Genomic DNA, 12,085 nt, shown 5'->3' with positions numbered 1-12,085 from the left:
GCTGTCATAGTTTCGGTTCCTCCTACATCTTTGTTTATATCAATTTATAGTATAACACAACAAGATGATATGTTCAATATAAAAGTTATGGAATGAGACTCATACTTCCAATTCGATGCCAGATTTAAAGGATATGACGAAGTTTTCTTCATAGACTGTAACGCTCTGGATTATCTTCCTTAGTAGCAAGCGATTAGCTTTCACAAAATCTTCTGTTTGTAGTTTTAAAAATTCATCAGGATTTTCTAACTCAACCTCAAAATATTTCATTTTACATTCCCTCATTTCATTTATTGATAAATTGAGTTTGCAAAAAAGAGTGGACAATTTTTGTCTACTCTTAACCTTTAAAATAGTTTTTTTTAATCGATTTGAAGTTGCCTAAATTATTACTTATTCGGTAAAATGAAGTATTGCTTTCAACAGATTTCCTTCAACTACACTTCACTTGATTCAAACAAGGTGGGTACATTTCTATTCCCACAAACTCCTTGTCAATGGAAACAAACACGTACCCACAGGGTAAATGGAAATAGAAACTGATAATTTCTAGCTATCACTTCTACTCATTCCAAAAATTTTCTCACTCTGATACTTACCCACCATAAAGCAAAAAGCCTTGCAATCAAGGCTTTCATTATCCCTTTCGTTCAAAGGTTTCTAAGCTTTTACGAGCAGAGCGACACACTCAGCGGTTCGCTATCTCCGTTCTGTCTGCGTGCTAGCACTTGTCAATCACGGACAGCTATCGCATGGGCGGAAGTAAATGCTAATCTTCGTCGTTTTACTCCTTGACTAGCAAACTTACCGCCTCAACATGTGGAGTTAGTCAACATCTATATTATATAACAAAAATGAGTGAGTTGTTGTTTAAAATTAAACTGTAGAATGAAAATATTTAAAAAAAGTAGATCACTTTTAGAAGTGTCCTACTTGTATTATTTTCATTTAAAAAGGTATAAATCCTCAACAAAAGGGGGTTACTCCCGCGCCTGCGGGAAGTTTATCTTCTCCAACACTTGTTCAATTCGCTTCATTGGCACGTTTAAAATAAATGCCAAAATCATCCCTAAAATAAGCGGGAACATCATCCCAATAAATTCGGAAATCCATGTGAGGATGGCGCTAAAATTCAAGACGACAAGTAACGAAACAGCCGCCAGAGCAATCATCACTGCCCAATCTTTTCTAATCTTATCCATACTATAACTCCTTTTTTAATTGTTCTAAGAGCGCATTGCATCCCAATGTCACATCGCGGTACGTCGCATCAAAGTCTCCTGTATACCACGGATCGGCAATATCGCGTGCAACTCCTGCCACTTCTAATAAGCGAGCCCGTTTACGTGTTCTTCCGACTTGACGAAGCCTTACCGTAACCGTTCCTTCAGAGTCACAATACTTGTTAGCATTATCCACAAGGAGAGTTACAAGTTCAAAGAGAGACTTTTCCTCGGCTTTCACATGGATATCTGGGGTAATATCCATAACGAAGGATTTGCCATCTCGGACGACAGGTCCCTTAAAGTCCTCGGCTGCATCCTCTGTAATATAGGAAAAATCCACATCTTGAAGAACAATGTCCGGCTGCTCCTCCAGACGAGATAAAGCCACAAGAGAATTAATTAGATTGGTCAAACGTGTCACCTGGTCGTTAGTAGACTTGGTCCATTCGTTTTCTCCAGTCATGAGTTCCTGTAGCTCCGTATTAGCAGAAATAATAGCTAACGGGGTTTTCAATTCATGACCGGCATTGGTGATAAAACGCCGTTGCTTTTCATATTCTCTTCTAGCAGTGTTTGGCAATAAGGTCACGGACTTTATGCATTGCTTTTCCTGGCTAAGTATGCGATTATCTCACTATTAATAGCAGCAACATGATTTCTGATGAAATTACTATCATCACTATATCCAGGATGCCCATTAAGCGAATAGAAAACAATAAGCATCAGAAAAGGTAGGGAAATTAAAAAAATAATCAGCTTATTGGATTTTAACACGGGGCTCCTCGTTACTTTTTTACATGTTTACAACTCCTCAATTTTAATTAAGGATAAAATCTTGTAGTACTCTGGAATTTGTGACATTCTCATAAACACAAAACCAAACCAGGATATAAGGCCATTCACAATCAATAATGCCCCCTTCGGTACCATTACTAGTTCCAATTTTAAAATATCCTTACAAAATGACTGTAAAAGTGATGGTGTCATCTTTGTAGGAGGCAAAGAGACGCCCTTTAAATAATTTGACCATGCTTTGAGCCATGGATAGGCCTATGCCAAAACCTTTAATTTCCTTGTTATTATGAGATTCTTCGATACGATAAAAGCGCTCAAAAAACTTACTATAATCGACTGTCTTACCATCTTTATAGGTATTTGACACTTCTAAGCGAGCCCGTTTACGTGTTCTTCCGACTTGACGGAGCCTTACCGTAACCGTTCCTTCAGAGTCACAATACTTGTTAGCATTATCCACAAGGAGAGTTACAAGTTCAAAGAGAGACTTTTCCTCGGCTTTCACATGGATATCTGGGGTAATATCCATAACGAAGGATTTGCCATCTCGGACGACAGGTCCCTTAAAGTCCTCGGCTGCATCCTCTGTAATATAGGAAAAATCCACATCTTGAAGAACAATGTCCGGCTGCTCCTCAAGCCGAGATAAAGCCACAAGCGAATTGATTAGAGTGGTCAATCGTGCCACCTGGTCGTTAGTAGACTTGGTCCATTCGTTTTCTCCAGTCATGAGTTCCTGTAGCTCCGTATTAGCAGAAATAATGGCTAAAGGTGTTTTCAATTCATGACCAGCATTAGTGATAAAACGCCGTTGCTGTTCATAATTTCGAATGAAGGGGCGAATGACAATTCCTGATAAGGCACTGACAATGATGACAAAAAAGATAAAGGCAAACAGTGATAAAAGAATAGAAAGATTGAACAAGGATTGGGAAGAATTATAATAATAGGTCGTGTCCAGAAAGACTACCAAAATCTTATCTTTACTGACCTTGCTAACTTGATAGCTAAGATTGATATTTTTTTCTCTAATCGTTCCAAGATTATTGGTCAAGCGACTAACTTTCAGGGCATATCTAGCCGCTTCCTCGTCGTTTATTAGAGACATATGACTGGTATCCTGGCTAACAACCTTATCACCCGACAAGGTCACGCTGAAAAATTGATAACTGTCCGAAGGAATCTCAAGTCCTTGATTGGTCTCAATTTCTGTGGTTTTTCCAAAGATTCCATTATTTTCCGTGAGTGTGTTGAGGACCTTGCTAATTTCCTGCTCCGTCTGAAAGGAACTCACAGCATTGATGATTCCTACCGTAAAGATCAAGATAAAGAGGATAGACAAAGAAGCAATTGTTATAAACTGAAGTCGTAAACGTCTAAACATGGACTACTCCTTTCTAAATTTGCAGAAGGCAGAAGTCACCACCCTTTTCACCAAGAATACTGATATCAGCTTGAATAGCTTGCAATTTCTGGCGCAGATAGGAAATATAAACCCAGACAATTGACTCGTCCACATCTTCCTCATCATCCCAGATAGTTTTAAAAAGGTGATCAGTGGTTAATTGCTTAGCAGGGTTGAGCATGAAGTGGGCCATTAACTTGGTCTCTCTACTTGAAAGTCTTATGGCGTTGCCAGCTACCAACTCCTGCTCCTCTTGGTCCAAGCGAACAGAACCAAGGGTCAAAATTTTGGCAGTAAAGGTTTCACTAACACGACGCTCTAGCGACCGCAGACGAGCCAAAAGTTCCTTTAGGGAAATCGGCTTGGTCAGGTAATCATCTGCCCCAGCATCAAGTCCTGTCACACGATCATCAACTTCAGCCATGGCCGTCAACATAATGACATGAGTAGTATTCCCAGAGGAGCGAATCTCTTTCAGGGCCTCAATACCTGTTTTGATAGGCATCATAATATCCATAATGATTACTTGATAGGCATTCTGTGCAGCTAGGTCGACTGCCTTTTGACCATTAAAAGCCTGATCAACTTCAAAACCTTGATGCTCAAGTGCCGCCTTGTAAACTCGAGATAAGGCTTCCTCGTCCTCAGCCAATAAAATTTTCAGAGCCATTCTAGTCACTTCCTTCTTGAATTAAGTTACGGATGGTCTGCATGGTCAGGTCACATGAAGCTAATTCATCTGCACAGCGCTTAAGCTCACGGGTAATCATTTCTGAATTCTTGATGTCATGTTTATACTTCATCTGATGCTCCAAACTGGCCCACGAGTCCTGAGCGATGGTCCGAAGCTGAACCTCAACAAAATAGGTCCCTTTATCATTGCCTAGGACATCTGGAAAATTTGTCTCCATTTGCAAAATGAGGTGATAAGAGCGATAGCCGTTAGGCTTGGCAGTTGAAATATAATCCTTCTCATTGTAGACCATGACACCAGGAATAGCCTTGATTACTTCGATGATCTTGTAAATATCATTGACAAAACCACAAATAATACGGATTCCAATGCTGTCACGAATTTCCCTAAGGGCAGACTGGCTCGTCTCAGGCAAATTCTTTCTACGACACTTTACACGCATGGAGTCGCTTTCCTTAATCCGTGAAATGAAATGTTCATAGAGTTTAAAACCTGTTTCTTTTTTGCTAGCAATATTAGCCGCAATAATGGGGTCTGTTATTTCTTGTAAAATTTTGGGGAGATATTGAGCATACTCCCCATAAATACTTTGAGTTGACATATAAACCTCCTCTAATAGCTTCACTTCATTATAACATAGATGGTCTTAAAAATAAGGAATGAGATTGTGACTATAACTTTTATGCCCACCAAATCCAAACTTACTTAGTCCATCATTAACAAGCAAATCACCGTATCTAATCAACAGTGCTATGCATTCCTCTCTTGAACAACCATCAATATAATAAACATCCTTATGGGATTCCTTGATAATATTCTTTGCTATCACTTTTTCTCTATCAATACTGACAGGTAATTCTAAAATAAAAAACAATGGCTCATCATGAATCGCAATAAAGTGTTGAAAAACCTCTAATATTTTTTCTGCGTGTACATTCGCCGTCAAATGATGTTCAGGTAACTTTGTAAATGATTCAAACAGGTTCTCTACCAAGCTAACTTGGTGACCTTTTACTAAATTCAACATTATGAGTCCTCCAGAGAATTTAAACAATATCCACATTTATAATCTCATTATACCATTAAACCCCTAAAAAGACTGTAACTTCCCAGTAACAGTCTCTTATAAATCTACCTCAGTTCCTTCAAGGAAAGTTACTACAATTTGTCCAGCTTCTGAAATAGATTGATAGCATGTCAGACTATAGTATCCAGAAGCCATACTTGAACTATTACTCTGATTCTTACCCTCTATTCGATTAGAGAAGCTACCTTCACGCTTTTCATTCTCCCTTTCGTTTAAAGGTTTCTAATTTTTTACAAGCAGTGATACCGCCTCAACGTGGGTTTTAGAGGACTAAATGGAGTCTGAATTACCTGATAGAGATGTAGTATTGATTAAGCAATCAACAAATTATGTACAAAACAAAAATAAAGTACACTGCTTAATGAGTGTACTTTATCCTTCTAATTCAGTTTTATCAATGGTTTAGCTCTAGTTAAGTCGATTAGTTAAATGAATTTAGACTATTGCTTTTTATAACGACTATAAATTGTATGCTCAATGTTATAATTTATCTTCCGAATCTACTTCTTCATAATTTATCGGAATTAAAGCAACTTCACTGCTTAGAGTAGATTGTTTTTCATTTTCACTTATTTGAATGGCATTTTTGAGTGAAAAAATAACTTCTCTTACAAGATTTAATAAATCTAATGTACACTCTTGAAGTTCAAATTCAGTTAGATACAGTCTAGTTTCATTATTTTCTTCACTTCCATCAATAAAATTCAATGTAATATTAGTAAACCTATGCTCTAAATAATTTCTAATAGTTTTTAATAGCTTTGCGTGTGGATTTGCTGTCAAAGAATTATTACCATTATCAAAATCTTTCGATATCCAAAATATAGATGATAGACCAATATTCTTATCCAACAACTTACCTAAATTGCTATCTGTTCTCCAAATTGAATGAAAATTTACTTGTCGAGTCTTAATTTTTAAAGAATAATATTCATTTATAAACATTCCTACTTTATCTAATAATGAATATAGTGTTTTAAAAGCTGCTTTTAATCCTTCTACTCGGATAGAATATTGTACGTATTCTAGACAATCAATAAGATCAACATTCTCATCAGCATAATGAACCGAATCAATTTCAATGCTATTAAAACAGAGATAACGCGCATAAACATATTCTTGCTTAATTTGATTAAACATAGAAATATATTTGTTTAAATCTTTATCCGATTGAAATAATAAACTTGGTAGTAAAAGATTATCATCATATCTATTTATATCGTCAGCTTGTAAGTCATTAAGTGGATTAAGATACAGCCCGTTATTCCAACACCATTCGCGATACTTTTGTGAATTAGGATTATAATCGATGGTTTTACAAGAGCATTCATCTAAGTCTTTATAATTAAGATATTGTTCGTAAAGTTCAATAAATCGCTTTTCTGCATAATCAACTCTGTTTGGATCTGAAACAGTTATGCTTGTTTCTATTAAATTTTTAATTTTTTTAATAAAGTGGAGGTGTTCGTTATCATTCAAAAAATTACGATAATGATCTAGACAAATAGCCAAGTTACCACTAGCCATTGTGAATCTTGGATTGATTTGTATACATTTACAATACATCTTAATAGCTAACTGCTTTCTACCACAAGCATCTAATAAATTTGCGTAATTAGTGTAAAGTGAACATAATAATGGGAAAACAAACCTACTGTTCTCAGAATTTATATCAACGTTATTTGAAATTTCTATAGCTTTTCTTAAGTAATAAATTTGTTGAACTGTAAAATCGGTATCTATGTTGAAAACTAAGTTATCACTTAGTTCAAATATATCAGCGTATGCTGTCCCAATAGAATAAAATAATTGAATTTTGGAAATATCATCAATAGTGTTTTCCATATTTTTTCCAAATTCTATTAGTCTATAGATTTCCTCTATATTTTTATGTTTAAAAGCATTATCGAAATCCATTGACAATTTAAGTACACTATGATTAATTGGATTATTTGTTAACATCTTCACCCCAAACTAAATATCTCGATTTTAAATTTGATTTTCCTTTATTTTCCTGTTCTTCAACTAACATATCAGATAAAAACTCTTTTATCATGTCCCAATTAAAATTCTCTTTAAATCCTCTACTACCATCAGAAGGAACATTTAATGAAAATGTTGCAAATACGGTTTCACAAGTTCTTCTTGGAAATTTTGCTAAGTAAGAATCAAAAAATGAATTTGAATACCTATAATGATGGCTATGAATAAAGTCTTTCCATGTATTTAGCATAGTCTCTTCGTCTATAATATCTATTACGGAAACTTCTTCAAGTGGTCGGTCTTCAATATTTCCCCATGCTTTTTTCATTAAATTAACAGCATCTACATCGCTCTTAGGAGCACTGTATCCAAAAATAGTTAACATATATGAATGATCGACAAAGTAATCTAATGCTTTCCAACACCAATTTATGTATCCATCGGAAGAATAGTCTTTGTTTTTTACGGGATACAATAATTTTGTTGGATTTAATTTTTTATAACATGTTGGGCAATAGTAATCTACTGTTCCAAACTCAGTATGTTCTTCACAAAAACCGACAGCTACATTCCCATGTAAACAAAGAATTTGTGGCAGGTTCAGAGTAATTTTTGAACAGCGAACATAAGCTTGTATAAGTAAAGGGTCCCAATTAAACGTAGCTATGCAATCTTTATTAGTTAAACTTAATATTAAAAGATCATAAATTGTTGGTTCATCAGGTAACTCCAACGAAGCAAAATAATCATAGAGTCTTTCTTCTAGTTTTTTAACTATTTCGGAGCACTCTTCTCTCTCAAATAATTCTGAATAGATATCTTCTAAATTTTCGCTCTTTGTCTGTAATTCAACACCAGCAAGAATTTCTTCTAAATTTAGTTTTTTTAGCAATCCATTCATAACTGAAGAACTTTTGCCGTTTTTATCACCATCTGGAATTGCTGCAATAGTAGCACCAGCACCTAGAATAACTGTGTGCGATCTCATGTCATTTCTCCTGAAAGTCTTTTGACACTATTATACCACTGTATCTACTTTATTTATGCTTCAAATACTAATCTTATAACTATAAATATTTTAAATAAAATGTACAATTGAACCACCACTTCTTCTACCGTTACTAGAGTAAAAAAATGTACAAATCAATTTCTTCGATTAGCTGATATTATGCACTAGCAAACATACAAAATACCATTCCAAAATAATGTACAAAATAAAAATAAAGTACACTTTTTAAAGAATGTACTTTATGCTTCTAATTTAGTTGTATCAATGGTTTAGGTCTTGTTTGGTCAATTGTACATAAACTTTTAGTTTTTCTTTCTATACTAGATCACTTTTAAACACAATAAAATCAGCAAATCACATGGATCTACTGATTATTTTCTTCTCTAACTTATTTTTCTACATATTGAAATGGAATCTTGCTACCACAGAGCCAATTATAGACTCGATCATTGACTTGAACGTTCATAGCTTCGTGGGCATATTCTGGCATGATTAAATGCTCTTTTGGACATTCTAATCGATTATAAATGGCAAACTGTGTCACAGGATAACAGACATCATCATCTAGACCGGTAATCATGTGAACCTGTCCTTTGATGCGATGGGCAAAGTTTTTTACATCAATATAGGCCAATGTCTGCATCAAACGATCTTCGGTTTCGTGGAATGGATCATGGAACTTGAAATAACGGAAAAGCTCGTCATAGGCCTCACTGGTGTTCCCGATCTCTAATACTCGTCTGAAGTCTGATAAGAATGGATAAATGGCTACTGTTCGGCAAATTCGTGGATTCAATCCGGCAGCAACCAGAGCTAGGGCACCACCTTGAGAGGCTCCATAGCTGGCGAGTTTGCTGTCGTCTACTTGAGGAAGGCTGGCTACAATTTCAATTAACTGATAAAGATCCAAGTAGACATCCTTATAAAAGAGCTCCTCAGGACCATCCACGGCTCCGCGGATAATCTGTCCTTTTACCGTATTACCAAGTGGTGAACGGTCACCGTCTGTTGAATAGCCTGACTGCCCTCTTACGTCCATAGACACAACACCATGGCCGGCTACTGTATAAGCCAGCATATCAGCCCAATCCCAACAACGACCCATATAGCCATGAAAATGGAAAATGACGGGAACCTTTTTATCCGTTTTTGGAAAAACAACCCGCGCATAAACTAGTCCATCTCGTGTTCCTTTAAAGGTTAATTCATAACAAATCACATTTGGAATGCTGAAATCTCGTTCTTCGAGCTTGTATTCAGGCAGTTCAGTCATCTTTGCTAGGGCTTGATCCCAAAAAGCATCAAAATCTGCGGGAACCTCATCCCGTCCCTTGTAATCTTTCATTGTTTCTAATAATTTGGGATCTTTCATAAAATCCTCCTTAAGTATGTGTAATCGCTACCAAAAATGTATCATATTTACTTAAGGATTGCAAGAGACAAACAAAAATTACATAACCGAAATTATGTAATTTCACTATAGATTCAAAAATAGACTTAATTGTTTCACTAGATCTGGATTAGTGGGTAAAGCTGAATGATGAGCCTTACGACCGTTTAAATTCACTTCTGTATAGGTTTGATTGTCAAAAATAGATTGTGCTGCTTGGGCACTAGAGAGAGGGACGATGCCATCTGATTTCCCAGCAAAGCTACCCACAAAATTAAGAACTTCTACTTCTTTTCCCAGACGATGCTTCCATGTTTGAAAATCGTCATACATCTCTTGATTGAAACGGTAAGGACTTCCAATAATAGCCAACTTGGTTACGGTTACCTTCTTTTTCTCTAAAAAGCCACTTTCCAATAAACCAGTCAAAACCAGTCCACCATTAGAATGCCCTACTGCCTTGAAGTCTGTAAAATGATAGTGATCAAGAAGGTAGGTTAGAGCTATCTTAAGGGATTCGATTTGCTGCTTGATATTGCTGTAGCCATCTCGATTGTTCTCAAAGCCAATCACAATCATCGGATTCGGCTCTTTTGTATTTAGTCTTCCTTCCATCTCTATAGAATCATCTTTGTTGACTTTTATTTTTAAGAGACTCTGCTTTTTTCTAGAAAAGCGATGGAGCATGCGAATGGTTCCGTTGAATCGCTGTATACTGGCTGAACTCCCAGGTACAAAGATGATTGGTCTAATCGGTGGTTTCTTCGACCCTTTTGGGAATTCAAAGGGCTTGCTGTGCGAAGAAAACAATCTTGCAAAGAAACGAATGAGTTGTTGAATTAGTTTTTTTAACATCTTTCCTCTAGTAGTAGTTTCTAAAAGAACCCAGAACAGTGTGTTCCAGGCCCTTATTAGAAACGATTATTTCCGTTTTTTCTTATTTTTGCGCATTTGTTTGGCCATCTTGTTCATCGCCCGTTTCATCATAAATTCACCGGCTTTTCCTTTGAGACCACCGCCAAACATTTGGCTCATGTCAGGCATTCCAGCGCCTCCGCCAAGAGCTGACAAGTCAGGCATGCCACCTTGTCCCATCATGCCTTCGAGGGCAGACATATCAGGCGTGCCACCAGGCATATTCTTCGGCATGTTATTTGGATTGAGCCCCATTTGTTTCATCATCTTGTTCATATCGCCAGAGAGGACGCCTTGCATCATCTGTTTGGCTTGGTTAAAGTCCTTGATGAATTTATTGACTTCGACAAAGCTGTTTCCTGAACCAGCCGCAATCCGACGACGACGGCTTGGATTTAACAAATCTGGATTTTCCCGTTCAGCTGGTGTCATGGATGATACGATCGCACGTTTGCGAGCAATTTCTCGTTCATCGACCTTGAGGTTCTTCATGGCTGGGTTATTGGCCATGCCTGGAAGCATCTTGAGCAGGTCTTCCATTGGTCCCATGTTTTGGACTTGGTCTAACTGATCGATGAAGTCGTTGAAATCAAAGGTGTTTTCTCGCATCTTCTCAGCGAGTTCAAGCGAACGTTTCTCATCGTATTCTTGAGAAGCCTTCTCGATCAACGTCAGCATATCCCCCATACCGAGGATCCGACCAGACATACGGTCTGGGTGGAAGGTTTCGATATCAGTGATTTTTTCACCAGTACCAGTGAATTTGATTGGCTTCCCAGTAATCTGACGGACAGAAAGGGCCGCACCACCACGGGTATCCCCATCGATCTTGGTCAAGATGACCCCAGTTACTTCGAGTTGTTCATTGAACTCACGCGCCACATTGGCTGCCTCTTGACCAATCATGGCATCGACAACCAAGAGGATTTCGTTTGGCTCGGCAAGGGCTTTGACGTCGCGCAACTCGCCCATGAGTTTTTCGTCGATTTGCAGACGACCAGCCGTATCGATCAAGACATAGTCATTGTGATTGGCTCTTGCCTGCTCCAAACCTTGGCGAACGATCTCTACTGCAGGGACTTCTGTACCAAGTGAGAAGACAGGGACATTGATCTGTTGACCAAGGGTCTTCAACTGGTCGATGGCCGCTGGACGATAAATATCGGCCGCAATCATCAAAGGACGCGCTTTTTCTTCCTTGACTAATTTGTTAGCCAATTTACCCGCAAAAGTTGTTTTACCAGCCCCTTGAAGACCGACCATCATGATAATGGTTGGAATCTTTGGAGATTTGATAATTTCTGCTGTTTCTGAACCCAAAATCGCTGTCAATTCTTCATCGACAATCTTGACGATTTGTTGGGCAGGGTTGAGGGTTTCGATGACCTCATGACCTACGGCCCGCTCGCGGACGCGTTTGATGAAGTCTTTTACAACTGGAAGGGCAACGTCGGCCTCTAAGAGGGCAAGACGAATCTCTTTAGTCGCCTCTTGGACATCTGCTTCAGAGATTTTCCCTTTCTTACGAAGATTTTTAAAGACGTTTTGTAAACGTTCGGTTAAACTTTCAAATGCCATTAT

General features: G+C 37.6%; 11 protein-coding genes and 1 pseudogene. All 12 read right to left on the bottom strand.

Going from position 1 to position 12,085, the window contains the following annotated elements; translation table 11 throughout:
* Window positions 1-99: 99 nt before the first annotated feature.
* The 12 genes and pseudogenes from QM351_RS02675 to ffh all read right to left on the bottom strand — a co-directional run bounded on the left by QM351_RS02675 (window position 100) and on the right by ffh (window position 12,082).
* Window positions 100-270: a hypothetical protein gene (locus QM351_RS02675; protein WP_000873143.1), complete on the bottom strand. Its 171-nt coding sequence runs from the start codon at window positions 268-270 to the stop codon at window positions 100-102.
* Window positions 271-980: 710 nt separating this feature from the next.
* Window positions 981-1,202: a hypothetical protein gene (locus QM351_RS02670; RefSeq protein WP_414326443.1), complete on the bottom strand. Its 222-nt coding sequence runs from the start codon at window positions 1,200-1,202 to the stop codon at window positions 981-983.
* A gap of 117 nt (window positions 1,203-1,319) precedes the next feature.
* Window positions 1,320-1,788: pseudogene (locus QM351_RS02665) on the bottom strand (sensor histidine kinase); the annotation flags it as partial.
* A gap of 393 nt (window positions 1,789-2,181) precedes the next feature.
* On the bottom strand, window positions 2,182-3,405 hold the full coding sequence (locus QM351_RS02660) for a sensor histidine kinase (protein WP_414326441.1): 1,224 nt from the start codon (window positions 3,403-3,405) through the stop codon (window positions 2,182-2,184).
* Window positions 3,406-3,418: 13 nt separating this feature from the next.
* Window positions 3,419-4,096, bottom strand: a complete 678-nt coding sequence (locus tag QM351_RS02655) for a response regulator transcription factor (protein ID WP_255777579.1) — start codon at window positions 4,094-4,096, stop codon at window positions 3,419-3,421.
* Between the two features lies 1 nt (window position 4,097).
* Window positions 4,098-4,721 carry a GTP pyrophosphokinase family protein gene (locus tag QM351_RS02650; RefSeq protein WP_269796880.1) on the bottom strand — a complete coding sequence of 208 codons (624 nt, stop codon included), beginning with the start codon at window positions 4,719-4,721 and terminating at the stop codon, window positions 4,098-4,100.
* 45 nt (window positions 4,722-4,766) lie between these two features.
* Complete coding sequence (locus QM351_RS02645) at window positions 4,767-5,147, bottom strand: hypothetical protein (RefSeq protein WP_269796879.1); 381 nt, start codon at window positions 5,145-5,147, stop codon at window positions 4,767-4,769.
* Between the two features lie 540 nt (window positions 5,148-5,687).
* Window positions 5,688-7,169 (bottom strand): LA2681 family HEPN domain-containing protein, encoded by a 1,482-nt coding sequence (locus QM351_RS02640; protein ID WP_049492832.1) that lies wholly within the window; start codon window positions 7,167-7,169, stop codon window positions 5,688-5,690.
* Window positions 7,156-8,178 carry a hypothetical protein gene (locus tag QM351_RS02635; protein WP_036757376.1) on the bottom strand — a complete coding sequence of 341 codons (1,023 nt, stop codon included), beginning with the start codon at window positions 8,176-8,178 and terminating at the stop codon, window positions 7,156-7,158. The genes QM351_RS02640 and QM351_RS02635 overlap by 14 nt, the downstream gene beginning before the upstream one ends.
* Before the next feature lie 409 nt (window positions 8,179-8,587).
* Window positions 8,588-9,571 (bottom strand): acetylxylan esterase, encoded by a 984-nt coding sequence (locus tag QM351_RS02630; RefSeq protein ID WP_048691195.1) that lies wholly within the window; start codon window positions 9,569-9,571, stop codon window positions 8,588-8,590.
* Window positions 9,572-9,676: 105 nt separating this feature from the next.
* The gene (locus tag QM351_RS02625; protein ID WP_414326438.1) at window positions 9,677-10,444 is read right to left on the bottom strand and encodes an alpha/beta hydrolase; all 768 of its coding nucleotides are present in this window, start codon (window positions 10,442-10,444) and stop codon (window positions 9,677-9,679) included.
* Between the two features lie 66 nt (window positions 10,445-10,510).
* Window positions 10,511-12,082: a signal recognition particle protein gene (ffh, locus tag QM351_RS02620; RefSeq protein ID WP_195623223.1), complete on the bottom strand. Its 1,572-nt coding sequence runs from the start codon at window positions 12,080-12,082 to the stop codon at window positions 10,511-10,513.
* Window positions 12,083-12,085 lie beyond the last annotated feature (3 nt).

This window comes from Streptococcus parasanguinis (genome assembly GCF_047465465.1).
GTDB classification, from domain to species: Bacteria; Bacillota; Bacilli; order Lactobacillales; family Streptococcaceae; genus Streptococcus; species Streptococcus parasanguinis_AI.
Note: the sequence above shows the minus strand (reverse complement) of the source record. Positions and strands in the feature narration are given on the sequence as shown.